Source organism: Pseudomonas sp. NPDC087817 (assembly GCF_044742875.1).
Lineage (GTDB): Bacteria > Pseudomonadota > Gammaproteobacteria > Pseudomonadales > Pseudomonadaceae > Aquipseudomonas.
In genome coordinates, this window is sequence record NZ_JBIUVJ010000006.1 from 76,222 (window position 1) to 98,857 (window position 22,636).

The window sequence follows — 22,636 nt, forward strand, 5'->3', positions numbered from 1 at the left end:
CGCCACAGGAGTCATACCCGCCGACATTTTTTGCGCTTTTGAAAAATGTGATCGTTCTGTCAGAAAAACCGTTGAAATCGACGAAATATCAGCGAATTGAAAACATTGGTACGGCTTGTGCAAACGTTTGCGAAGCGTCAATCCCGGCATTTTCCCGACAAACCCCTACAGGTCCGCAGAATTCGGGCCTCGATCCGCAAAAAAGGACTTTGAATGCGCCCCGCTTCCTCGCTTTGCGCCCCGTTAGCGCGCACGTTTGCTGTTTCCCTGCTACTGACCGGCGTTACCGGACTTCTCAGCCACAACGCCCTCGCCCAACCCGCATTGCCGGAAGAGTCCGCTCAAGGCGAAGCCCTCAGCCCTGAAGCCAGTCCACCGAAAAAAGGCGCGTACCTGTCGGACTGGTACAACCAGGACTTGATGCTGATCGGTAGCAAAGACATCAGCTTCGGCCCGCAGCCGGCCGACGATATCTACCTGGAATACGAGTACTTTGGCCGCAAGGGGCCGTTCGAACTGTACGGCTACATCGACGTGCCGAAGATCTTCAACATCGGCAACAGCCACGACAAAGGCGTGTGGGATCACGGCTCGCCGGTGTTCATGGAGCACGAGCCGCGCATTTCCATCGACTACCTCGCCGGCCGCAGCCTGGCTATCGGTCCGTTCAAGGAATGGTACGTCGCGTTCGACTGGATCTACGACCACGGCAGCCGCAAGGAGAACCGCGCCAACACCCTGTACAGCGGCTTCGGCACTGACATCGACACCCATTCGCGGGTCAACCTGTCGGCTAACCTGTACGGGCGCTACCAGTGGGAAAACTACGGCGCGAGCAATGAATATTCGTGGGACGGCTACCGTGCCCAGCTCAAATACATCGTGCCGATCGACAAATTCAGCAACGGCGCATCGCTGACCTACATCGGCTTCACCAACTTCGATTTCGGCTCCGACATCCACAAGGACAACCCGGCGCGCACCGCCAACGCGACGGTGGCGACCAACGTGTTGCTCTACTCGTTCACCCATTTGCGCTTCACCCTGGTCGGCCGTTATTTCCACAACGGCGGCAACTGGGAAGACGGCAGCGAACTGAACTTCGGCGACGGCAATTTCCGCGCGCGCTCGAATGGTTGGGGTTACTACGCGGGCGTCGGTTATCAGTTCTGAATCAAGGAGATTTTCATGCAAGCAATGATGCGTTTGACCCTGGCCGGTGCAGCCCTGCTCTCTTCTACCGCGTGGGCGGCCGAGGCACCGATCCAGCCGAAAGTCGTGCTGATCACCATGTTCGCCCCCGAGGCGCAAAACTGGATCGACCGCTTGGAGCTGAAGCAGGAAATCCGCGTACCGGGGCTGTCCGCCGAGTACCCGACCATCCGCTGCAACACCCGGCAGGTGTGCCTGTTGACCACCGGCATGGGCCAGACCAACGCTGCCGCCTCGACCCTGGCCCTGGCCCTGTCGCCGAAATTCGATCTGCGCAAAAGCTACTTCCTGATCGCGGGTATCGCCGGGATCAGCCCGAAGCACGGGACCATCGGCACCGCTGCGTGGGCGCATTATCTGGTGGAGTTCGGCACGCAATGGGAGCTGGATTCCCGTGACGCGCCGTCGAGTTGGCCGACCGGATACCTGGGCATCAACACCAAAGGCCCCAACGAAAAACCGCCGCTGGACTACAAGACCGAAGTCTTCGAACTCAACCCGAAACTGCAGGCCAAGGCCTTCGCTCTGAGCCATAAAGTTGAGCTGAGCGAGAGCAAGGAATCGGCGGCGTGGCGCCTGAAATACCCTTCAGCGCCAGCCAACCAGCCACCGGTGGTCACGCGCTGCGATACGCTGGCGGGCAACACCTGGTTCTCCGGCACACGCCTGAGCGAACGGGCCGAAGTCTGGACCCGACTGCTCACCGACAATAAGGGTGAATACTGCACGACCCAACAGGAAGACAACTCGACATACGAAGCGCTGTTACGCGCCAGTCGTGAGGGTCTGGTCGACGTGCAACGCCTCGCTGTGGTGCGCGCCGGTTCCGATTTCGACCGTCCTGAACCGGACGGCAGCGAAGTCGATAATTTGCTCAAGTACGCCGATCAGGGCGGTTTTGTGCCGGCGCTGGAAAACCTCTATCGCACGGGTAATCCGCTGGTGCAGGACATCCTGAAAAACTGGTCGGCGTGGGAAAACGGCGTTCCCGCCTCTTAAGAACAACGCGGATCCCTGTGGGAGCTGGCTTGCCAGCGATGGCGGTGGATCAGGCGCTGAGGAGGTTGCCTGAATTGACGCTATCGCTGGCAAGCCAGCTCCCACAGGTTGCGGGGTGTTGAGGAGATTAAGGTGTATCAGGGAATGAGGATGACTTTGTCGCCGCTGCCCTGATTCACATCGGCATAACGCTGCAGGCCCTCGGCCAACGGCGCCTCGACCAACCCTTGAGGCAACGGCAGCAGGCCTTCATCGAAGAATCGCCCGAACTGTTCCAGCATCACCGCACAGGCTTCGACGCCGTAGAGCAGCGAGTTGATCCCGACCACCGAACCGCCCTTGCGGTACAGCGCCAGTGCCGGCAACTGCACGTGGCCGTCCACCGGCGCAGCGATGATGGCGATGCGACCGAATGTGGCCAATGCCGCCACCGAGGCGGGCAGCCAGAAACCGGTAGTGTCGAAGATCACATCCGCACCGCCGCGATATACCGCGTTGACCTGCGCGCCGAGGTCTTCGGGTTTATCCAGTTGAATCGTCTGATAACCCTGCGCCTGCAAGTCTTTGACTTGCTCGGGCCGGCGCGCCGCTGCCAGCAACTGCGCGCCGCGCACTTTGGCCAGCGCCAAGGCTGCCGTGGCCACTGCACCGCCACCGATCACCAGCAAGCGGGTTTCAGCGGTTACCAGACTACGCTCCAGCGCGTCCCACGCCGTGGTGTACGGCACGCCGAGGCTGGCGGCCTGGGTGAAACTCAGGTGCGACGGTTTGTGGGCCACGCCGTTGGCCGGCAGTTTGACGAATTGCGCATGGGAGCCGTCGGCGAAAAAGCCCAATTCACGCCCGGTACCCCAGACTTCCTGGCCGATCAAGGCCTGCGGACCTTCGACCACGACACCGGCGAAATCGCGACCGGGAATCCGCGGCAACGTGGTGTAGGGGAAACGCCCGAGTACGTTTTTCACGTCGCTGGGGTTCAGGCCCGCAGCTTTGATCTGTACCAGCACCTCATCGACGCCCGGTACCGGCGTCGGCACCTCGACGTAGTGCAGGGAAGACAAGTCGCCGGTTTTATCGAATTGCAGTGCTTTCATGGACACATCCACCGAATGGGAAAGAGAAAACTCAGGACAGCCAGCCCGCGATCAGTTGACGGCCCATCGGCCACAACTGCTCACCGGCCAACATGCCGAGCAGACCGACCAGCGCGATCGCCGGAGGGGCTGGAGAACGGAAATCCAGCGCGCCGTAGAGCAGGCCGACGCCGAGGCCGATGGCCAGAGAAATCAGGTAGTTCATGGGAGAACTCCGCCGCGTGAAGGGAATGGGCAGAGTCTAGGGAAAGGCTGCAAAGGGTACCGGCCAAGGACTTCTGAATTTCGGCCAACCCTGCCGAAATCAGCGAAAAACCCTGTGAGAGCTGGCTTGCCAGCGATAGCGGTATGTCTGTCACGAAAATGCTGGATGTGCGGGCGCCATCGCTGGCAAGCCAGCTCCCACAGGTTCGGTGCAGGTTGAGGAAATAGCGTCGTTACACAGTGAATTGCGAGGGGGCCACGCCCAGCTCGCGGCGGAACATGTCGCTGAAACTGCTCGGCGAATAACCCAATTCACGGGCAATCACACTCACCGCCACGCCCTGGATCAGCTCCGCCACCGCCGTCGCCAGTTGCACCTGCCGCCGCCATTCGGCGAAGCCCATGCCGAGACTGTCCTTGAACAATCGCGCCAGCGTGCGCACGCTGGCGCCGGCGTTTTCCGCGTGCTGTTCGAAGGGAATTGCCAGCGACGGTGACGCGATCACCGCCTGACAAAGATTCATCAGGCGCCGATCGGAATCATCCGGCAACGGAATCTTCAACGGCGAACGCCTGGCGCGTTTCAACTCCAGCAACGCCAGCCCGACCAATGCCTCGTAATACGCCGGATCCCCACTGTCGCCCTGCTCCACCAACCCGACGATCAACTCGCGCAACAGCCCGCCGACCTCAATGACCTGCACCGTCTCATCCAGCGTCGCCGCCAGCGCCGGGCGCAGGTAGATATTGCGCATCTGCAGATCCGACACCACGCGAATCCCGTGCGGCACACCCGGCGGCAACCACACCGCCCGCTGCGGTGGCACCACCAATGCCTCGTGCGGCGTCTCGACCCACATCACTCCGCTCATCGCATACAACAACTGCCCCCAGACATGCTCATGCGGCTCGATAAACAGCCCACGCGGATAGGTTCGCGCCAGCGGTTGCATGGGCACATCGGTGTCACTCAGATCAGGGGGTGCGGCGAGGGCCATGGCGAGCATTCATTGGGGTTGGCGGAAGCGCCATGGTAACCAGTGCGCCATTTCGTCGCCAATGGCGAAAACCGTCGGACAATCCGAGTGAATTTTCCACGCGCGCTGCGATCCTTCTATTACCACAGGGAGGAATACGGGCTTTATGAACAACGCAAAACTTTTCGTCATTGAATACACCCTTCACGGCACGCCCAAATCGTTCATTATCCGCTCGGACAAAATGGACAACGCCGAGGCGTGGCACTGGGCGAGTTGCGACGCGGGCGTGGGTCGAATCCCGCGCTTTGGCCGCGAAAAAGTGCAGAAGACCAGCAAACCGATGGCGGAAAAATTCGGCGTCGAAAATGTTATCTGGCGACCCGCAAGCTAAGCTCTGCGTGGCCATCAGGATCATTCGGGGGAGTGCACAATGACCAGCATCAGCAGTCCGGCGCAACTTGAATATGGCCTGGACACGTTGTTTGGGCGCATCACCAAGAGCGTGGAGTGTCGGGTGGGTCTGGAGGCGGTCCAAGATGATCCTTATCGTTTCGCCCTGCGGGTGCCCGCACCGTTACCGGAAAACCTCGACCAGGCGAAAACCGTGGTGGTGTGGGTTGAAGGCAGGCGGCTGCAAGGCACTGTGCGGCATGCCGAGCGGCTGGATGATGAGAGTCTGAAACTGGAAGTGGAGCCTGATTAGGCTCCACTTTTTTTTGCATGCCGTTATTTGGGATGCGCGCAATGGCAGCCTTTGCTTGAGCACTCTTCACCGCTCTTGTGGTGATGGGCGCAGGCTTCGCAGCAGTAGTGCTTGCCGTGCACGGCGTAGGAATGGTCGCCTTCCTTGATTGTGCATTTGCATCCTTTACAGTCGCATTTTCTATCGGGCATGGGACAGACTCCTTGGGTGGTGGTTGTCTGGGGCTTGAAGGGCAAGCCGTAGGAACCAGTGTAGGAGTTGCCGAAGGGTGCGATCTTTTGATTTTGTTGTTTGGGATTTTGGGATCTTGGGGTTGGGGGGTTTTGGGGTTGGGGGCATATCCGTTGCTGCGGTGATGGCGGCTTAGGGTTCCGCCCTTACGGCGGGTCACTTTTGGCAAACGCCCCAAAAGTAACCAAAAGGGCTGCTCCCGGACGTACGGCACTTCGCCTAGGCTCAGTGTTCCCTCGCTACGGTGTCCATCCGGGGGCATCGCCTCCGGTTTGCTTCGCTGCACCTCCTCTCGATGTGTTTGGCTTCGCCAAACGGCGCTGCGCGCCTACCCCGGATGAACACCTCCGCTCGGCCTGCCGATGGGCCTGAAGATCAAGAGCAGGATCAAAAGCCAAAGCCAAAGCCAAAGCAGATCAAAAAATTGCAGCCTTCGGCAGTGCCTACAAGGCGTGAGTACAACCGCCAGAGCTTGGTCGACTGTCAGGTCGCCATCGCTGGCAAGCCAGCTCCCACAAGGGTGGAGTACAACCGGCAGAAACAGGTCGACTGTCAGGCCGTCATCGCGAGCAGGCTCACTCCTACAATTGGATCGTATGCAGTCTGCCAGAGACTGGTCGGCTGTCAGGCCGCCATCGCTCCCACAAAAAAAACAAGTACCCCCCCCCGCACGCGGCGAATGCCGCCCCACTCAACACAATGAGCGTTAGCTCGAGTACCGCTCTTGATCTAGAAGGCCCGTCGGAAGGCTGAGCGGAGGGATTGATCCGGGGTGGGAGCGCAGCGACCGTTTGGCGCAGCCAAACACATCGAGAGGAGGTGCAGCGCAGCAAACCGGAGGCGATGCCCCCCGGATCAATCCCGCAGCGAAGGAACCCGAGCCACAGCGAGGGCCGTACGTCAGGGTAAAGCCTTTTTGGTTACTTTTTCGGCGTCTGGAAAAAGTGACCCGCCGTAAGGGCGGAACCCTAAGCCGCCATAACCGCAGCAACGGATATGCCCCCAAAACCCAAATCACTCAGCAGCACGCGAACTACTGCGATACATAAAAACCAAAGCCAACCCCAAACACCCCATTGCCAAAACCCGACTAGAGGAAAGCTCAATCGCCGGATTCCCCAACCAACCAAAATTATCAATCAACATCCCCATCCCCAACTGCCCGACAATTACCGCCACCGTCGCCACAGCCGTCCCCACCACAGGCACCGCCCCCACCATCACCATCATGTACACCACCCCAAATAACGCCCCAGTCAGCTGCCACTTCGGCACATCCAACAAACTCACCGCATGCGCCGGCTCAAAAAACAAAATCAACAACCCGGTGATCACCGCCCCCACGACAAACGTCAACAAACTACTGCGCAACACCCCAACGCTCTCACCCAACCGCCCATTGATCGCCGCCTGCACACTCAACACCGCGCCAGCCAACACCACCACCGCCAACAAAATAACCAGACTCATCACTCACCCCCGCGCAATCAAAACAAGTGCCGCCACAATCAACGCCAACGCCAGCCACCGCTCAGCGTTGACCTTCTTGCGCGTCGCCCCGAACCAGCCGAAATGGTCAATCAACACACTCTTGCCAACCTGCCCGGAAAGAATCGCGATCATCGTCATCGCAATGCCGATATGCGGCGTCGCCAACGTCAGCACCACCACATACATCGGCCCGAGAAACCCACCGATCAACTGCCAACGCGGCAGATCAGTCAGTGCCGGGCCTTTTTGCGGGCCAGCGAACAACAACAGCAAAAACAGAATCGCCGAACCGACCCCAAAGATGCTCAAGGTCGCCCACAGATGCCCGACCTGCACACCCAACGGCCCGAGCAACCCCGCCTCAACCGACAAGCCCATGCCCGCCAGAATCACCAGCGGCAGCAACAACAGGCGCAATCCCGATTTCGAAACCGGTGCGCTGACACTCACCTCATCCAACGTCTGCATAAACAACATTCCACTCAAGTAAACGATGGCGCGGATTATCGACTGGCGCAGCTGTGCGATAAATGGGAGCATCCGGACAACACTTTTGCGCAACCCGCACAGCAGGATGGTTAATGCACGGGCTCAACGAACTCGGATTCAAGGCACTCAGGCTGTTTGTCGCGGTGCTCGACCACGGCAGTTTTTCCGAAGTCGCCCGCCGCGAAGGTGTCGCGCCCTCTTCGATTTCCCGGCAGATCCAGTTGATGGAGCAGGCGCTGAACCAGCAATTGCTCTACCGCCACACCCGCGCCGTGACGCCCACCGAAGCCGGGCGCATGCTCGGTCACCATGCGCGGCTGGTGCTGGTGCAATTGGAGGAAGCCGAACAGGCGTTGCAGGAACAGCAAAGTGAACCCACGGGTCTCGTACGCATCAACGCACCGGTGGTGTTCGGTCAACGGCATCTGACGCCATGGCTGGGCAAGCTGTGCGCTCGTTATCCGAAGCTGCAACTGGATATTCAGCAGACCGACCATTACGTCGATCCGCTACAGGAAGGCGCGGATCTGCTGTTTCGCATCGGCCCGTTGCACGATTCGAGCATGCAGGCGCGGATCCTGGCGCCGCACCGCTTTCAGGTCGCGGCAAGCCCGGCGTACCTGAAACGTTACGGCACGCCGCAACACCCCGCAGAGCTGGCGCAGCACCAATGCCTGGCCTACAAAGGCGCGACCGGCCAGCAGCGCTGGTTTTTCCGTCGGGGTCAGGAAGACTGGACGCCGTATTCGGTGCGAGGCCCGATCACCGGCAACCACGCCGACACCCTCACCCAAGCCGCCGAGCAAGGCCTGGGGCTGGTGATGTTTCCGTCGTGGCTGATTGGTGAGGCGGTGCGCGAAGGCACGCTGGTGCCGGTGCTGGGGGACTATCAGGTATCGAACAGTCTGGAGCCACAGCAAATTGCGGTGTTGTGGCCGGGGAGCCGGCGGTTGTCGGTGAAGGTAAGGACGGTGATTGATTTCTTTATCGAATGCTTTGGCGAAGTGCCCTATTGGGACAGACCGTAATGGATCGAGCGCAACAATCACCGCAGCTCCCACAGGGGTTTTGTGAAGGCGACAAATCGCGTCAGATCCGGAACTGCCCCACCAGTTTGCCAAGTCGTTGCCCCAGCTCCGCCAGGCTACGCGACGTCTGCGCGCCCTGTTGCGTCTCATCCGCCACGCTGTCCACCGCCACCGCAATCTGATGCACGCTGCGATTGATCTCTTCGGCCACCGCCGTCTGCTCTTCCGCCGCGCTGGCAATCTGCGCGTTCATCGAGTTGATCGTCGCAATCAATTCCGCCATCGCATCCAGCGACGCCCCTGCCTGATTGGCCTGCGCCGACGTCCCGTCACCCGCCTCACTGGACCGACGCATCGCCTCGACCGCCGACTGCGTGCCCGCCTGCAAGCGATCGATCATCCCCTGAATTTCCTGAGTGCTGATCTGCGTACGACTGGCCAGCGCCCGCACCTCATCGGCCACCACCGCAAACCCGCGCCCGGCTTCACCGGCCCGTGCCGCTTCGATCGCCGCGTTCAGTGCCAGCAGATTGGTCTGCTCGGCAATCGAACGAATCACCCCGAGCACGCCGACAATCGAGCTGACGTCCTGCTGCAAACTGTCCAGCGACACACCGCTGCTGCGGATGTCATCGACCAGCGCATGAATCTGTTTGATGCTGCCGGCCACCACACGTTTCGCGCTCTGGCCTTCCTCATCGGTCTGCTGGGCAGCGACGGCGGCGTTCTGTGCGCTCTTGGCGACTTCCTGGGCGGCGGCGGACATTTCGTTGATCGCCGTGGCCACCTGATCGGTCTCGTGGCGTTGACGCTCCATGGCCTGATCCGAACGCTGGGCCTGATCCGACACCTGCGTCACCAATCCGGTCAGTTGCGTGGTCATCTCGGTGATCTGCCGCACCAGACCGTGAATCTTGTCGACGAAACGGTTGAACGAGCCGGCCAGTTCGCCGAGTTCGTCCTGGCTGGTGATGTTCAGACGCCGGGTCAGATCGCCCTCGCCTGCCGCGATGTCGTCGAGGTTGGCTTTCATCAGAGTCAGTGGACGCAGGATAGTATTGGCCAGCAACATGCCCGCCGCTGCAATCACCAACAGCACCACCACGGCCACACCGACGATGCTCAGCACCACGCCTTGCATGCGTTCCTGTACCTGCGCTTCCACCAGCGCGACTTGCGCTTCGATGCCGTCGAGATTCACCGACGTACCGACAGCCATGTCCCACTTCGCCAGGTATTCGGTGTAACCGAGTTTCGGCACCAGCACCTGCGCGTTGCCCGGCAACGGCGAGCTGTATTGCAGATAGTGAGTGCCGTCCTTGGCCACGCTGACCAGACCGCGATTGACGTAGACGCCGTTCGGGTCGCGGTTGTCCTTGAAGCTTTTGCCCACGCCTTCAGGATCATTGGCCTTGAACAGGCGCACGGTCTCGGAGTCGTAGCCGAAGAAGTAGCCGTCCTTGCCATAACGAATGCCCGAGAGCAGCTTGATCGCTTGCGCACGCGCCTCGGCGTCACCGGGGGCGGCGGCATCGTAAAGTGGTTTGATCGTGGTCATGGCCACGGCGACGTAACTTTGCAGAGTGGCTTTGGCGTCGCCGAGCAGGCGGTCGCGGGTCTGTTCGACCTCTTTGTGCGCCTGTTCCTGGAGGATGAACAGCGTGGTCAGGCTGATGACCAGCGCGAAGAGCAATACCGGGAGGACGGCAAGGGACAGGACTTTGGCCTTGAGACTCAAGCGCATTTCGGGGGCTCACTCTTTTGGTTTTATTGGCGTGGTTAAAGGCTTTAACGGCACACCAAAGCAAAAGTTGAGTCGAGCGGGCACCTCATGACCCTGTGGGAGCGGGCTTGCCCGCGATGGCGGTGTGTCAGACACATGGATATTGCCTGTTCCGACGCTATCGCTGGCAAGCCAGCTCCCACAGGTTGCGGTGTTTAGAGGACCATCGCGGCCACCCAGCCGAATGCCAGCAGCGGCAGGTTGTAGTGCAGGAAGGTCGGCACCACGGTGTCCCAGATGTGGTGATGCTGGCCGTCAACGTTCAAACCGGAGGTCGGGCCCAGGGTAGAATCCGAGGCCGGCGAACCAGTGTCGCCCAACGCCCCGGCAGTGCCGACGATGCACACGATGGCCATCGGGCTGAAACCCAGTTGCACGCACAGCGGCACAAAAATCGCCGCCAGAATCGGCACCGTGGAAAACGACGAGCCGATGCCGATGGTCACCATCAACCCCACCAGCAACATCAACAGTGCACCGATCGCCTGGCTGTGATCGATCCACGCCGCCGCGCTTTCGACCAGCGAACGCACTTCACCGGTCGCCTTGAGCACTTCGGCGAAACCCGAGGCGGAGATCATGATGAAGCCGATCATCGCCATCATTTTCATGCCTTCGGTGAACAGGTCATCCGTCTCGCGCCATTTGACGATGCCCGACGCCGAGAAAATCAGGAAACCGGCCAGCGCACCGATAATCATCGAGTCCAGCAGCAACTGAATAATGAACGCCGCCGCGATAGCCAGACCGGCAATGCCGATGGTGCGCGGGTTGTAGGCCACGCTGACTTGCTCGACCTGCTCGATCTTCTCCAGGTCGTAAACGCGCTTTTTGCGATAGCTGAAGAACACCGCCATCAACAGGCCGAAGACCATGCCCAGCGCAGGAATCGCCATGGCGTGCATGACGTTGATCTGACTGATGTCGACGCCAGCCTTGCTGACGTTGGCCAGCAAAATCTGGTTGAGGAAGATATTGCCGAAGCCGACCGGGAACACCATGTACGGCGTGATCAGGCCAAAGGTCATGACACAGGCAATCAAGCGACGGTCCAGTTGCAGCTTGGTCAGCACATAGAGAAGCGGCGGCACCAGCAGCGGAATGAACGCAATGTGGATCGGCAGGATGTTCTGCGAGGCAATCGCCACCACCCACAACAGACCGATCAGCAGCCATTTGACGCTGCCGCCACCGGTGCTGTGCTGACGATCGACCATCGCCAGGGCCTTGTCGGCCAGCGCGTGGGCCAAACCCGACTTGGCAATCGCCACGGCGAAAGCGCCGAGCAACGCGTAGGACAACGCCACCGTCGCGCCGCCGCCCAGGCCGCTGTTGAACGCCTTGAGCGTGGCGTCGATGCCCAGGCCACCGGTCAGGCCGCCGACCAATGCACCGACGATCAAGGCGATCACCACGTGCACGCGGGACAGGCTGAGGATCAGCATGACGCCGACCGCAGCAATCACTGCATTCATTTCACTACCTCAAAAACACTGCGGTGGAAAAATCACCGCCAGACAGGATGAGTCCGCCAACGGTTCACCGGCGGATTTGCAAAGAGGGTCTTATTAGAAGGGCGCGCACTGTGCCGCAGAGTGGCGGCGGTGTCAAAACAACTGCCCATTATCCAGGGCCAGGCACAATCTTTGTGGTGAGGGGATTTATCCCCGATGGGTGGCGAAGCCGCCCCCCTGCATTCTTACAGACACACCGCATTGGCGAGTTTTGCGACTGCTGCGCAGCCGGTCGGGGATAAATCCCCTCACCACAGGTTTTGTGTTTACCACAAACAGGGTTTCCAGCCTGCGCATGCGGCAATTCGCCATATTGTGTTTCAAAGATAAAGAAAGCCGAAACACGGCCGTTACAGTGCAAAGTCTCAGATATTTATCGAATAAGGACGTCTCCATGTCGCTCAGACAACTTTCCATCCAATGGAAAATCACCCTGCTCGCCGGGCTTTGCCTGGCCGGTATCGTGACCCTGTTGGTGGGTCTTTCGCTGTACCGCATGGAGCACAGCTCCGAGCTGGTGAAGGCCTCCAGCATGGAGATGCTCACCGAATCGGCGCAGGCGCGCATCGAATCCCAGGGCGAAGTGCAAGCCGCCGGCATTCGTCAGCAGTTCATGGACGCCTACCAGTACGGTCACGGTTTCTCGCGTCAGGTGCTGTTCCTGCGGGAACAGGCCGAGAAACGCTTCCTCGACGCCTTCGACCTGCGCGAAGACATGACCCGTCAGGTCAAGTCCGCGCTGCAAGCCAACCCCGACCTGCTCGGCCTGTCGCTGGTGTTCGAAGCCAACGCACTGGACGGCAAGGACGAACTGTTCGCCGGGCAAGCGGAACTGGGCAGCAACGACAAGGGCCGTTTCGCCCTGTACTGGTCGCAACCGACGCCCGGCAAAATCACCTCGATGGCCCTGCCGGAAAGCGACATGGCTGACACCAGCACCGGCCCCAGCGGTCAGGCGGCCAACGCCTGGTTCACCTGCCCGCGCACCACGCTCAAACCGTGCGTAATCGAACCGTACTTCTACGTGATCGACGGCCAGAACGTGCTGATGACCAGCATCGTCTTCCCGCTGATGGTCAACGGCAAAGTGATTGCCTCGCTGTCGGTCGACATCAACCTCAACAGCCTGCAATCGATCAGCCAGAACGCGAGCAAAAAGCTCTACGACGGCCAGACCGCCGTGAGCATCATCAGCCCGGTCGGCCTGCTCGCCGGCTACAGCCCGGACGCGAGCAAACTGAGCAAGCGTCTGGACACCGTCGACACCACCAGCGGCGCCGAACTGCTGCGTCAACTGACCTCCAGCACCAGCGTTTCCAGCCTGCACAGCAACGGCCAGTTGAAAGTGCTGTCGCCGTTCCAGCCGATTCCCGGCGGTCCGTCGTGGGCGGTGTTGCTGGATGTGCCGGAAAAAGTCCTGGTGGCACGCGCCGAAGCGCTCAAGCAGCAACTGGACGCGAGCAACAACTCGGGCACCCTGATCGAGTTGAGCCTCGGTGTGCTGGCTGCGCTTATCGGTCTGTTGCTGGTGTGGCTGATGGCGCGCAGCGTGACCAGACCGATCCTCGGCGTGGCCAACATGCTCGAAGACATCGCCAGCGGCGAAGGAGATCTGACCCGACGTCTGGCCTACGACAAGAAGGATGAGCTCGGGCAACTGGCCGGCTGGTTCAACAAGTTCCTCGACAAGTTGCAGCCGATCATCGCTGAGGTGAAACGCTCGGTGCAGGACGCGCGCAACACGGCCGATCAGTCCTCGGCCATCGCCACCCAGACCAGCGCCGGCATGGAACAGCAATACCGCCAGGTCGACCAAGTCGCTACTGCCTCCCACGAGATGAGCGCCACCGCGCAGGACGTCGCCCGCAGCGCCGCCCAGGCTGCCGAAGCGGCCAAGGATGCCGACCGCGCCACCCGTCAGGGTCTGACCGTGATCGACCGCACCACCGCCAGCATCGACACCCTCGCCGCTGACATGAGCGCGGCGATGATCCAGGTCGAAGGCCTGGCCGCCAACAGCGAGAAGATCGGCGCCGTGCTGGAAACCATCCGCGCCATCGCCGAGCAGACCAACCTGCTGGCGCTCAATGCCGCGATTGAAGCGGCACGTGCCGGTGAAGCCGGACGCGGGTTTGCTGTGGTTGCCGACGAAGTGCGTAACCTCGCCCGCCGCACGCAAGAGTCGGTGGAAGAAACCCGTCAGGTGATCGAGCAACTGCAAAACGGCACGCAGGATGTGGTCGGTTCGATGGGCAACAGCCATCGTCAGGCGCAGGGCAGCGTCGAACAGGTCGGCCAAGCGGTCACTGCACTGCGCCAGATCGGTGATGCGGTGACGGTGATCAGCGACATGAACCTGCAGATCGCCAGTGCGGCCGAGGAACAGAGCGCGGTGGCTGAGGAGATCAATAACAACGTGGCGACGATCCGTGATGTGACGGAGTCGTTGTCCGGGCAGGCGAATGAATCGGCGCGGGTGAGTCAGTCGCTTAATAGCCTGGCAAATCAGCAGCAGAGTCTGATGGATCAGTTTCGGGTCTGACGGCCCATTGCAAAACCCAATGTGGGAGCGAGCCTGCTCGCGAAAGCGGTGTGTCAGTAAACGATGATGTGTCTGACCCGCCGCATTCGCGAGCAGGCTCGCTCCCACAAGGGATTGGTGGTGTTTGGGTGATCAGCGTTTGGGCAACTCGATCACCACCTTCAACCCGCCCCACTCACTCTCGCCCAGCACCAGCAACCCGCCCCACGTGTCGACAATGTCGCGCACAATGCCCAATCCCAGGCCATGCCCATGGGTCTGCTCATCCAGCCGCGTCCCGCGACTGAACACCTGAGCGCGCTGATCCGCGGGAATTCCCGGCCCGTCATCTTCCACGCTCAGGGCATAACCGTCCGTACGCTCAATCACACTCAAGCGCACCTCGGCATCTGCCCATTTGCAGGCGTTGTCCAGCAGGTTGCCCAAAAGCTCCAGCAAATCCTCACGATCCCATGGCAACTGCAGACCTGTCGGCGCGACGTAACTCAGCGCCAGGTGTTCGCCATGGATCATGTTCAGCGTCGCCAGCAATCCCGGCAGTTCTGCATCGCAGTCAAACAAAGCGCCGGGCAGCGCATCACCGGACAGTCGCGCACGGTTCAGTTCGCGATTGAGCCGTTGCTGCACTTGCTCCAGTTGTTCTTTGAGGATCTTGCGCAGCTCGGGATGGCCTTCGAGTTTTTCGCTCGACGCCAGACTCAGCAACACCGCCAACGGCGTTTTCAACGCGTGCCCCAAATTGCCCAGCGCATTGCGCGAACGCTTGAGGCTGTCTTCAGTGTGTGCGAGCAGATGGTTGATCTGCGCCACCAGCGGCTCCAGCTCCACCGGCACTTGATCATCCAGTTGCGAACGCTGGCCCTGCTGCAATTGCACAATCTGCTCGCGGGCCTTTTCCAGCGGTTTCAACGCGCGGCGCACGGTCAGCCGTTGCAAAAACAGAATCAGCAGCAATCCGGCCAGACCGAGACCGAGGCCGAGCTGGCGCATACGCTGGAAACTCTCGCGCACCGGGGTGTAATCCTGCGCAACGCTGATCGAAATTGACTGGCCCAAGCGTCGATAATCCGAACGCAGCACCAGCAACTGCTGACCGTCCGGGCCCAATTGCAGATTGCTGTGCAGGCCGGGCGTTTCCAGCAATGGCAGATCCTGATCCCACAACGAACGCGAACGCCAGTGGCTTTCAGCAAAATCTATACGGAAGTAATGCCCGGAAAACGGCCGCTGATAGGCCGGCGACAGGTGTCGCTCATCCAGTTGCAAACCCTGCGGACCGCGCACCAGTGCCACCAGCAGGCTTTCGCTGTCGTTGCGCAAGCCGGCTTCGAGATAGCGCTGCAACCCCACTTCGAACAACCACAGGCTGGTTTGCGCCAGCACCACGCCGACGACCACCATCACGCTGATCAACCCCAGGCTCAAACGGCGCTGGATTGACCTCACGAAGCTTGCCCGCCGAACAGGTAACCCTGGCCGCGACGGGTTTCGATCACGCTTTTTCCGAGCTTGCGGCGCAGGTGGTTGACGTGGACTTCGAGGACGTTGGAGTCACGTTCGGTCTCGCCGTCGTAGAGGTGTTCGGCGAGGTGGCTTTTGGAGAGGATCTGCTCCGGATGGAGCATGAAATAACGCAACAGACGGAATTCGGCGGCGGTCAGTTGAATGTCGGCACCGTTGCGGGTCACGCACTGACGGCCCTCGTCCAGATGCAAGCCGGCAGCCTTGAGCGTCGGTTGATTGGCCTGGCCCTTGGAGCGGCGCAGCAGCGACTGAACCCGCAAGTGCAGTTCTTCGGGGTGGAACGGTTTGGTCAGGTAATCATCGGCGCCGGCCTTCAAACCTTCGATGCGCTCGGCCCAGGAATCGCGTGCGGTGAGGATCAGCACCGGAATCGCCAGACCGCCCGCACGCCACTGCGCCAGCACCTCAAGCCCCGGCACGCCGGGCAGGCCGAGGTCGAGGATGATCAGGTCATAGGGCTCGCTGCTGCCCTGATACACCGCATCACGACCGTCGGCCAGCCAATCCACCGCGTAGCCTTGGCGTTGCAGGCCGGCGATCAATTCGTCAGCCAGCGGCACGTGGTCTTCCACCAGAAGCAAGCGCATCGATCAATCTTCCTTGTCTTTTACGAGTTCACCGGTATCGGCCTTAAGGTGCAGCTCACGGGCGACACCTTCGACGGTCAGCAACTCGACTTCATAAATGTAGACGTCGTGTTTTTCTTCCAGCTCGACTTCCAGCAGTTTTGCACCCGGATAGCGATCCATGGCCTGCTGCAGCACTTGCTCCAGCGGCAAAATCACTCCGCGCTCACGCAGCTTCAGGGCTTCGTCCTGATCGAGATCGCGGGCCATCGCCGCCGAGCAAAAAATCACGAACGCCAACGCAGTAGAGCTGGTGGCGCGAACATTAACCTTCATTACGTATCCTGATGATCCTTGAGAACCTGCCCGCTGACCGCGTCTAATTCCAGATCCCACTCCAGCCCCTGCGGATCACGCATTTCGACCTGGTAGATGTACTTGCCGTACTCCTCTTCCAGCTCGGTTTCGGTAATCGTCGAACCCGGGTGTCTGGCCAGTGCCGTGGCATTGAGCTTCTCGAAGGAGACGATAGTACCAGCGTCGCGCAGACGCAGGGCTTCATCCGGCCCCAGATCGCGTGCATGGGCGAGGCTGGCGGTCAGGCCGATGATCGAGGCGAGGGACAGGGCAGTCAGGGTTTTCATGGTGTCTCCGTAATTTTTATGTGTTGCGTACGGTGGGCACCTTAACGGGATGAACTTAACTGAAACTGAATGGCCATCATTGCTCTGCCTCAACACATATGCCCTCTGTAGGAGCGAGCCTGCTCGCGATGGCGGTGTATCAGACGCATCATTGCTCAATGACACACCGCTATCGCGAGCAGGCTCACTCCTACAAGGTTTTGCAACATGTGCTTATAATTGTTCGCTTGCTAACGATCGAGACCGGTATGACCGCCATCCACATCAAGTTCCCTGCCCTCACCCTCAAGGCCGGCCCGCGGGCCATGGCGCGGATTCGTGCCCAAGGCCTCAACGCTGCCGATGTCGGCACCTTGCCCGGCGCGGCCGGTGGGCCGAAGGCGTTGGGGATTCAGGGGCTGGATCTGGCACTGTTCGGTGAATGGCTGCCGAGCGCGCCGCGCGAGCGTTCGCTGATCGGTGCGTCGGTCGGTTCCTGGCGCTTCGCCAGCGCCTGCCTGCCGGACGCCGCCGAAGGCATCCGTCGTCTCGGGCACTTGTATGCCGAGCAGAACTTCAACAAAGGCGTGACCATGGCCGAGATCAGCCAGAGCTCGCAGCGCATGCTCAATGACCTGCTCGATGGCCGCGACGCGAGCATCCTGAGCAACGCCGATTACCGGTTGAACATCATGGTGGTCAAAAGCCAGGGCCGCCTCGCTGACGATCATCGCGGTCGCCTCGGGCTGGCGCTGGGATCGGTGATCGCCGACAACTTGCGGGGCCGCGCGCGGCTGTCGCGGCACTTCGAACGGCTGATCATCCACGATCCGCGCCTGGCGCCGCCGGTGCATGCGTTGAACGACTTCCCGTCGCGCTTCGTTGCCCTGAATGCCGGCAATCTGCGTCAGGCGCTGTTGGCCTCGGGCTCGATTCCGATGGTCATGGAAGGCGTGCGCGACCTGCCCGGCGCCGGGGTCGGAACGTTCCGCGATGGCGGTCTGCTCGACTATCACCTCGACCTGCCCTACAGCGGCGACGGCATCGTGCTCTATCCGCATTTCACCGACCGGGTGATTCCGGGCTGGTTCGACAAGACCCTGCCGTGGCGCCGCGCCTCGACCGAGCGCTTGCAGGATGTGCTGCTGCTCGCGCCGTCGAAGGAATATCTGGCGCGCCTGCCCTACGGCAAACTGCCCGACCGTAACGACTTCAAGCGTTTCATGGGCGATGCGCCGAGCCGACAGAAATACTGGCACGCGGCGATGGACGAGAGCCGCCGACTGGGCGATGAGTTTTTGGAACTGGCTGCCAACGGTCGCCTCGCCGAGCGCTTGCTGACCCTTTAGTCAGTGTTTTGCGCAGAGCTCTGGTAAACTCGCCGCCTGCCCGAATCGCTGCGGCGAACGCCATCTGAACAGAGCCGAAATCACTGTGGAAATCTTCAAAGAGTTTACTTTCGAATCCGCCCACCGCCTGCCGCACGTCCCGGACGGCCACAAGTGCGGGCGTTTGCACGGTCACTCGTTCAAAGTGGCGATTCACCTGAGCGGCGACCTCGATCCGCACACCGGCTGGATCCGTGACTTCTCCGAGATCAAGGCGATTTTCAAGCCGCTGTACGAGCGTCTGGATCACAACTACCTGAACGACATTCCCGGCCTGGAAAACCCGACCAGCGAAGTGCTGGCCAAATTCATCTGGAATGAAATGAAGCCGCTGTTGCCAGAACTGAGCGCAATCCGCATTCACGAGACTTGCACCAGCGGTTGCATCTATCGCGGCGAATAACGCAACGCTAATACCCATTGTAGGAGTGAGCCTGCTCGCGATAGCGGATTGACATTCAACATGGATGTCGGCTGATACACCGCTATCGCGAGCAGGCTCACTCCTACAAGGGATTGGTGTTTTGCCAGAGAACAGCCTTCACGGCTGTTTTTTTATGCCTATGCTTTTTGGCTCTCCACCCGCCAAGAGGACAGGCCCATGACGGACTGGCTGCTGGATCAGGTCTTTACCTTCAACGGGCGACAAGTACGCCATGCCGTGCGCGGCGACGGTCCACCGCTGGTATTTGTGCATGGCACGCCGTTTTCGTCGTATGTGTGGCACCGGATCGCCCCGCACTTTATCGCCACACATCGAGTGCATTATTTTGATCTGCTCGGCTACGGGCGTTCTGAACAACCGGACGCCGACGTGTCCCTCGGCGTGCAGAACGAGCTGTTGGCGCAGTTGCTCGATCATTGGAATATCCAGAACCCCGATGTCGTCGCCCATGATTTTGGTGGTGCCACGGCCCTGCGCACGCACCTGCTCAACGGCAAGGATTACCGCAGCCTGACGCTGATCGATCCGGTGGCGCTGACACCCTGGGGCTCACCGTTCGTGCAGCATGTGCGCCAGCATGAAGCGGCGTTCAGTGGATTGCCCGACTACATCCAGCGCGCCATCGTACCGACCTACATTCGCGGGGCGATTCATCGCGATATTCCCGATGAGGAAATGGCGCCCTACATGCAGCCGTGGCTTGGCGATCCGGGGCAAGCGGCGTTCTATCGGCAGATTGCGCAGATGGACGAGCGTTACACCCGTGAGGCCGAAACCCTGTACCCGAGCATCCGATGCCCGGTGCAAATTCTCTGGGGTGAAGACGATCAGTGGATTCCCATCGAACGGGGTCGTGCCTTGCATCAGATGATCCCCGGATCACAGTTCCACCCCATCGCCAACGCCGGGCACCTCGTCCAGGAAGACGCCCCCGAAGCCATCGTCGCCGCCCTGCTGCGCTTTCTCTGACAGCTCCCAAACGCCCCTGACACCGATCGTTCCCACGCTCTGCGTGGGAATGCCTCAACGGACGCTCCGCGTTCGGCTTTGGAGTGGGACGCGGAGCGTCCCGGGCTGCATTCCCACGCGGAGCGTGGGAACGATCAATCAAAAGATCGCAGCCTTTGGCAGCTCCTGCATGGGGCTTCTGTGTGTTCAAGTGCACCGCTTTCGGGCCGAATATCGCTGTCTCGTCTATACATACCCGCAACTCCCGGTTTGGCACGACCACTGCAACCTCCCCCGCGTCTTCCCTCTCCCGCAAAGGACCGCCCCATGACGCAGAACGATCCCGGCAACGATTACCCCCTCAGCGAAGTCCCGATGCACGCGCGAAAAGGCCTGGCCTCCACCGCCATGGTGTTACTGGGATTCACATTTTTCACCGCGACCATGTTTGCCGGCGGCAAGCTCGGCGTGGCCTTCAGTTTCGGCGAGATGATGGCGGTGATCATCGTCGGCAATCTGCTGCTAGGTTTGTACGCGGCAGGTTTGGGTTACATCGCTTTCAAAAGCGGCCTCAACTCGGTGCTGATGGGGCGTTTCTGCTTCGGTGAGGTCGGCAGCAAGCTCAGTGACCTGATCCTCGGCTTCACCCAGATCGGCTGGTACGCCTGGGGCACCGCGACGGCAGCGGTCGTGCTCGGCAAATATTTTGATCTGGATGAAGGCACCGTGCTCGGCCTGATGGTGCTCTTTGGCCTGGTGTTCTGCGCCACGGCGTACGTCGGTTATCGCGGTTTGGAGATTCTGTCGTATATCGCGGTACCAGCGATGATGTTGCTGCTGATGCTGTCGATGTGGGTGGCGACGGTGAAGGTCGGTGGCTTCGAAGGTTTGCTCAGCGTCGTGCCGAGCGGTTCGCTGGACTGGTCGACCGCGATCACCCTGGTGTTCGGCACCTTTGTCAGCGGAGCCACGCAAGCGACCAATTGGACGCGTTTCTCGCGCTCGGCGCGGGTGGCGGTGCTGGCCAGCCTGATCGGTTTTTTCATCGGCAACGGTCTGATGGTACTGATCGGCGCGTACGGCGCCATCGTCTATCAGCAGCCGGATGTGGTTGAAGTGTTGCTGCTGCAAGGTTTCGCCATGGCCGCGATGGCAATGTTGTTGCTGAACATCTGGAGCACTCAGGACAACACCATCTACAACTTCGCCGTCGCTGGCTGCAACCTGCTGCGCACCGGCCGACGTAAAACCGTGACCCTCGCCGGCGCAGTGATCGGCACCCTGCTCGCGCTGTTGGGCATGTACGACATGCTGGTGCCGTATCTGATTTTGCTTGGTACGGTGATTCCACCGATTGGCGGGGTGATCATGGCCGACTTTTTCTATCGCTGGCGCGGCCACTATCCGCGCCTGGCCGACGCACGGCTGCCGGCGTTCAACTGGCCGGGACTCGGGGCTTACGGGGTCGGCACGGTTGCCGCGTTCAGTTCGCCGTGGGTCGCGCCGCTGGTAGGCATTGCCGCTGCCGCGCTAACGTATGTCATCGTCACCGGCCTGCTCGGCGCCCGCCGCGCCAGCGCGCCACTACAAGACCTATAAGAAGGATTCGCCTGATGCACATCATCAACGCCCGACTGCGCAACCAGGACGGTTTGCACGAATTGCACCTTGAAGACGGGCTGATCCGCAGCATCGCCCGCCAGACCGAGGCCCCTACCCTGGGCCCAGACGACCTCGACGCCGGCGGCAACCTGGTAGTGCCGCCCTTCGTCGAACCGCACATCCACCTCGACGCCACCCTCACCGCCGGCGAGCCGCGCTGGAATATGAGCGGCACGCTGTTCGAAGGCATCGAGTGCTGGGGCGAGCGCAAGGTCACCATCACCGAAGAAGACACCAAGACCCGCGCCAAGAAAACCATTCAGACCCTGGCCGCCCACGGTATCCAGCATGTGCGCACGCATGTCGATGTCACCGACCCGCAACTCACCGCACTCAAAGCCATGCTCGAAGTGCGCGAGGAGAGCCGTCACCTGATCGACCTGCAAATCGTCGCGTTCCCGCAGGAAGGCATCGAGTCGTTCCGCAACGGCCGTGAGCTGATGGAAGAAGCGATCCGCATGGGCGCCGACGTGGTTGGCGGGATCCCGCATTTCGAATACACCCGTGATCAAGGCGTCAGCTCGGTGAAGTTCCTGATGGACCTGGCCGAACGCACCGGTTGCCTGGTCGATGTGCATTGCGACGAAACCGATGATCCGCATTCACGCTTTCTCGAAGTGCTCGCCGAAGAAGCGCGCAGCCGTGACATGGGCGCCCTCGTCACCGCCAGCCACACCACGGCGATGGGCTCTTACGACAACGCCTACTGCGCAAAACTGTTCCGTCTTCTCGGCCATTCCGGGATCAGTTTTGTGTCCTGCCCGACCGAGAGCATTCACCTGCAAGGACGCTTCGACAACTTCCCGAAACGCCGTGGCGTGACCCGCGTCAACGAGCTGCTCGAAGCCGGGATGAACGTGTGTTTCGGCCAGGATTCCATCGTCGATCCGTGGTACCCGCTGGGCAACGGCAACATCCTGCGCGTGCTCGAAGCCGGGCTGCACATCTGCCACATGCTCGGCTACCGCAACCTGCAAAGTGCGCTGGATCTGGTGACCGACAACAGCGCCAAAGCCATGCACCTGGGCGAGCGTTACGGGCTGGAACAAGGCCGCCCGGCGAACCTGCTGATTCTGTCGGCGGACAGCGATTACGAGGTGATCCGCAGCCAGGGCCTGCCGCTGTATTCGATTCGTGGTGGTGAGGTGTTGATGAAACGGCAGATGCCGGTGGTGGAGTTCAGTACCAATCTGAGCTGAAAATGTTGTCG

The 22,636-nt window shown here is 60.7% G+C and carries 22 protein-coding genes and 3 pseudogenes; 12 read left to right on the forward strand and 13 right to left on the reverse strand.

The genetic code is table 11. The features are described from left to right. The first annotated feature begins 213 nt into the window (after positions 1–213). Both ACIONG_RS08460 and ACIONG_RS08465 read left to right on the forward strand, forming a co-directional pair. Entirely contained in the window at positions 214–1,173 is a 960-nt protein-coding gene (locus ACIONG_RS08460; RefSeq protein WP_401298168.1) for a nucleoside-specific channel-forming protein Tsx, read from the forward strand. Between the two features lie 15 nt (positions 1,174–1,188). Beyond that, on the forward strand, positions 1,189–2,211 hold the full coding sequence (locus ACIONG_RS08465; RefSeq protein ID WP_401298171.1) for a purine-nucleoside phosphorylase: 1,023 nt from the start codon (positions 1,189–1,191) through the stop codon (positions 2,209–2,211). A 137-nt stretch (positions 2,212–2,348) separates the two neighbouring features. Here the strand turns inward: ACIONG_RS08465 and ACIONG_RS08470 are convergent, their stop codons facing one another. The 3 genes from ACIONG_RS08470 to ACIONG_RS08480 form a co-directional block, all read right to left on the reverse strand. Then, complete coding sequence (locus ACIONG_RS08470) at positions 2,349–3,305, reverse strand: zinc-binding alcohol dehydrogenase family protein (protein ID WP_401298174.1); 957 nt, start codon at positions 3,303–3,305, stop codon at positions 2,349–2,351. A 31-nt stretch (positions 3,306–3,336) separates the two neighbouring features. Next, positions 3,337–3,510 (reverse strand): DUF1427 family protein, encoded by a 174-nt coding sequence (locus ACIONG_RS08475; RefSeq protein ID WP_123513746.1) that lies wholly within the window; start codon positions 3,508–3,510, stop codon positions 3,337–3,339. Positions 3,511–3,742: 232 nt separating this feature from the next. Then, the gene (locus ACIONG_RS08480; protein ID WP_103307307.1) at positions 3,743–4,516 is read right to left on the reverse strand and encodes a helix-turn-helix domain-containing protein; all 774 of its coding nucleotides are present in this window, start codon (positions 4,514–4,516) and stop codon (positions 3,743–3,745) included. 136 nt (positions 4,517–4,652) lie between these two features. Between ACIONG_RS08480 and ACIONG_RS08485 the strand changes: the two genes are divergently transcribed. Together ACIONG_RS08485 and ACIONG_RS08490 are read left to right on the forward strand one after the other, a co-directional pair. Next, the gene (locus tag ACIONG_RS08485; RefSeq protein ID WP_103307308.1) at positions 4,653–4,880 is read left to right on the forward strand and encodes a DUF6555 family protein; all 228 of its coding nucleotides are present in this window, start codon (positions 4,653–4,655) and stop codon (positions 4,878–4,880) included. Positions 4,881–4,919: 39 nt separating this feature from the next. Next, entirely contained in the window at positions 4,920–5,192 is a 273-nt protein-coding gene (locus ACIONG_RS08490) for a hypothetical protein (RefSeq protein WP_401298179.1), read from the forward strand. A 23-nt stretch (positions 5,193–5,215) separates the two neighbouring features. On the opposite strand, the gene ACIONG_RS08495 is transcribed toward ACIONG_RS08490, so the two are convergent. From ACIONG_RS08495 to ACIONG_RS08505, 3 genes are all read right to left on the reverse strand, one after another. Further along, positions 5,216–5,383, reverse strand: coding sequence for a metallothionein (locus tag ACIONG_RS08495; protein ID WP_401298181.1), 168 nt, complete (start codon positions 5,381–5,383; stop codon positions 5,216–5,218). A gap of 1,054 nt (positions 5,384–6,437) precedes the next feature. Beyond that, the gene (locus tag ACIONG_RS08500) at positions 6,438–6,893 is read right to left on the reverse strand and encodes a DMT family transporter (protein WP_401298183.1); all 456 of its coding nucleotides are present in this window, start codon (positions 6,891–6,893) and stop codon (positions 6,438–6,440) included. A 3-nt stretch (positions 6,894–6,896) separates the two neighbouring features. Further along, complete coding sequence (locus ACIONG_RS08505) at positions 6,897–7,382, reverse strand: DMT family transporter (RefSeq protein WP_103307339.1); 486 nt, start codon at positions 7,380–7,382, stop codon at positions 6,897–6,899. Between the two features lie 113 nt (positions 7,383–7,495). On the opposite strand from ACIONG_RS08505, the gene ACIONG_RS08510 reads away from it, so the two are divergent. Then, positions 7,496–8,431 (forward strand): LysR family transcriptional regulator, encoded by a 936-nt coding sequence (locus ACIONG_RS08510; RefSeq protein WP_401298187.1) that lies wholly within the window; start codon positions 7,496–7,498, stop codon positions 8,429–8,431. Positions 8,432–8,492: 61 nt separating this feature from the next. On the opposite strand, the gene ACIONG_RS08515 is transcribed toward ACIONG_RS08510, so the two are convergent. The 3 genes and pseudogenes from ACIONG_RS08515 to ACIONG_RS08525 all read right to left on the reverse strand — a co-directional run bounded on the left by ACIONG_RS08515 (position 8,493) and on the right by ACIONG_RS08525 (position 11,689). After that, positions 8,493–9,314 (reverse strand): methyl-accepting chemotaxis protein, encoded by an 822-nt coding sequence (locus ACIONG_RS08515; protein WP_401298343.1) that lies wholly within the window; start codon positions 9,312–9,314, stop codon positions 8,493–8,495. Positions 9,315–9,350: 36 nt separating this feature from the next. Continuing rightward, positions 9,351–10,175 (reverse strand): annotated as a pseudogene (locus tag ACIONG_RS08520) (cache domain-containing protein); the annotation flags it as partial. Positions 10,176–10,369: 194 nt separating this feature from the next. After that, complete coding sequence (locus tag ACIONG_RS08525) at positions 10,370–11,689, reverse strand: Na+/H+ antiporter family protein (RefSeq protein ID WP_212809688.1); 1,320 nt, start codon at positions 11,687–11,689, stop codon at positions 10,370–10,372. A 754-nt stretch (positions 11,690–12,443) separates the two neighbouring features. Between ACIONG_RS08525 and ACIONG_RS08530 the strand changes: the two are divergent. Both ACIONG_RS08530 and ACIONG_RS08535 read left to right on the forward strand, forming a co-directional pair. Beyond that, a pseudogene (locus ACIONG_RS08530) lies at positions 12,444–13,412 on the forward strand (HAMP domain-containing protein); the annotation flags it as partial. A gap of 264 nt (positions 13,413–13,676) precedes the next feature. Further along, a pseudogene (locus ACIONG_RS08535) lies at positions 13,677–14,270 on the forward strand (methyl-accepting chemotaxis protein); the annotation flags it as partial. Between the two features lie 132 nt (positions 14,271–14,402). Here the strand turns inward: ACIONG_RS08535 and ACIONG_RS08540 are convergent. From ACIONG_RS08540 to ACIONG_RS08555, 4 genes are read right to left on the reverse strand one after another with little or no spacing between them, the layout of a single operon-like run. Then, positions 14,403–15,716: a sensor histidine kinase gene (locus ACIONG_RS08540; protein ID WP_401298190.1), complete on the reverse strand. Its 1,314-nt coding sequence runs from the start codon at positions 15,714–15,716 to the stop codon at positions 14,403–14,405. Beyond that, positions 15,713–16,381, reverse strand: coding sequence for a response regulator transcription factor (locus ACIONG_RS08545; RefSeq protein WP_315449260.1), 669 nt, complete (start codon positions 16,379–16,381; stop codon positions 15,713–15,715). Before ACIONG_RS08545 ends, ACIONG_RS08540 begins: the two co-directional genes overlap by 4 nt. A gap of 3 nt (positions 16,382–16,384) precedes the next feature. Further along, entirely contained in the window at positions 16,385–16,696 is a 312-nt protein-coding gene (locus ACIONG_RS08550; protein WP_103307332.1) for a PepSY domain-containing protein, read from the reverse strand. Then, a complete protein-coding gene (locus ACIONG_RS08555) occupies positions 16,696–17,004 on the reverse strand; it encodes a PepSY domain-containing protein (RefSeq protein ID WP_123529487.1) in 309 nt (102 codons plus the stop codon). The genes ACIONG_RS08550 and ACIONG_RS08555 overlap by 1 nt, the downstream gene beginning before the upstream one ends. 248 nt (positions 17,005–17,252) lie before the next feature. Here ACIONG_RS08555 and ACIONG_RS08560 point away from each other — a divergent pair, with 248 nt between their 5' ends. The 5 genes from ACIONG_RS08560 (at position 17,253) to codA (ending at position 22,625) form a co-directional block, all read left to right on the forward strand. Beyond that, the gene (locus ACIONG_RS08560) at positions 17,253–18,332 is read left to right on the forward strand and encodes a patatin-like phospholipase family protein (protein WP_103307330.1); all 1,080 of its coding nucleotides are present in this window, start codon (positions 17,253–17,255) and stop codon (positions 18,330–18,332) included. Positions 18,333–18,417: 85 nt separating this feature from the next. Further along, on the forward strand, positions 18,418–18,774 hold the full coding sequence (gene queD, locus ACIONG_RS08565; RefSeq protein ID WP_003223505.1) for a 6-carboxytetrahydropterin synthase QueD: 357 nt from the start codon (positions 18,418–18,420) through the stop codon (positions 18,772–18,774). 198 nt (positions 18,775–18,972) lie between these two features. Then, positions 18,973–19,785 carry an alpha/beta fold hydrolase gene (locus tag ACIONG_RS08570; RefSeq protein ID WP_401298195.1) on the forward strand — a complete coding sequence of 271 codons (813 nt, stop codon included), beginning with the start codon at positions 18,973–18,975 and terminating at the stop codon, positions 19,783–19,785. Between the two features lie 306 nt (positions 19,786–20,091). After that, the gene (gene codB, locus ACIONG_RS08575; protein WP_103307327.1) at positions 20,092–21,363 is read left to right on the forward strand and encodes a cytosine permease; all 1,272 of its coding nucleotides are present in this window, start codon (positions 20,092–20,094) and stop codon (positions 21,361–21,363) included. A 14-nt stretch (positions 21,364–21,377) separates the two neighbouring features. After that, entirely contained in the window at positions 21,378–22,625 is a 1,248-nt protein-coding gene (gene codA, locus ACIONG_RS08580; RefSeq protein WP_103307326.1) for a cytosine deaminase, read from the forward strand. Positions 22,626–22,636: the final 11 nt, after the last annotated feature.

Excerpts from the sequence above, each read along its gene's own strand:
- ACIONG_RS08460 (WP_401298168.1), top strand. The coding sequence starts at position 214 with ATGCGCCCCGCTTCCTCGCTTTGCGCCCCGTTAGCGCGCACGTTTGCT.
- ACIONG_RS08465 (WP_401298171.1), top strand. The coding sequence starts at position 1,189 with ATGCAAGCAATGATGCGTTTGACCCTGGCCGGTGCAGCCCTGCTCTCT.
- ACIONG_RS08470 (WP_401298174.1), bottom strand. The coding sequence starts at position 3,305 with ATGAAAGCACTGCAATTCGATAAAACCGGCGACTTGTCTTCCCTGCAC.
- ACIONG_RS08475 (WP_123513746.1), bottom strand. The coding sequence starts at position 3,510 with ATGAACTACCTGATTTCTCTGGCCATCGGCCTCGGCGTCGGCCTGCTC.
- ACIONG_RS08480 (WP_103307307.1), bottom strand. The coding sequence starts at position 4,516 with ATGCTCGCCATGGCCCTCGCCGCACCCCCTGATCTGAGTGACACCGAT.
- ACIONG_RS08485 (WP_103307308.1), top strand. The coding sequence starts at position 4,653 with ATGAACAACGCAAAACTTTTCGTCATTGAATACACCCTTCACGGCACG.
- ACIONG_RS08490 (WP_401298179.1), top strand. The coding sequence starts at position 4,920 with ATGACCAGCATCAGCAGTCCGGCGCAACTTGAATATGGCCTGGACACG.
- ACIONG_RS08495 (WP_401298181.1), bottom strand. The coding sequence starts at position 5,383 with ATGCCCGATAGAAAATGCGACTGTAAAGGATGCAAATGCACAATCAAG.
- ACIONG_RS08500 (WP_401298183.1), bottom strand. The coding sequence starts at position 6,893 with ATGAGTCTGGTTATTTTGTTGGCGGTGGTGGTGTTGGCTGGCGCGGTG.
- ACIONG_RS08505 (WP_103307339.1), bottom strand. The coding sequence starts at position 7,382 with ATGCAGACGTTGGATGAGGTGAGTGTCAGCGCACCGGTTTCGAAATCG.
- ACIONG_RS08510 (WP_401298187.1), top strand. The coding sequence starts at position 7,496 with ATGCACGGGCTCAACGAACTCGGATTCAAGGCACTCAGGCTGTTTGTC.
- ACIONG_RS08515 (WP_401298343.1), bottom strand. The coding sequence starts at position 9,314 with ATGACCACGCAACTGACCGGATTGGTGACGCAGGTGTCGGATCAGGCC.
- ACIONG_RS08525 (WP_212809688.1), bottom strand. The coding sequence starts at position 11,689 with ATGAATGCAGTGATTGCTGCGGTCGGCGTCATGCTGATCCTCAGCCTG.
- ACIONG_RS08545 (WP_315449260.1), bottom strand. The coding sequence starts at position 16,381 with ATGCGCTTGCTTCTGGTGGAAGACCACGTGCCGCTGGCTGACGAATTG.
- ACIONG_RS08550 (WP_103307332.1), bottom strand. The coding sequence starts at position 16,696 with ATGAAGGTTAATGTTCGCGCCACCAGCTCTACTGCGTTGGCGTTCGTG.
- ACIONG_RS08555 (WP_123529487.1), bottom strand. The coding sequence starts at position 17,004 with ATGAAAACCCTGACTGCCCTGTCCCTCGCCTCGATCATCGGCCTGACC.
- ACIONG_RS08560 (WP_103307330.1), top strand. The coding sequence starts at position 17,253 with ATGACCGCCATCCACATCAAGTTCCCTGCCCTCACCCTCAAGGCCGGC.
- ACIONG_RS08570 (WP_401298195.1), top strand. The coding sequence starts at position 18,973 with ATGACGGACTGGCTGCTGGATCAGGTCTTTACCTTCAACGGGCGACAA.
- codB (WP_103307327.1), top strand. The coding sequence starts at position 20,092 with ATGACGCAGAACGATCCCGGCAACGATTACCCCCTCAGCGAAGTCCCG.
- codA (WP_103307326.1), top strand. The coding sequence starts at position 21,378 with ATGCACATCATCAACGCCCGACTGCGCAACCAGGACGGTTTGCACGAA.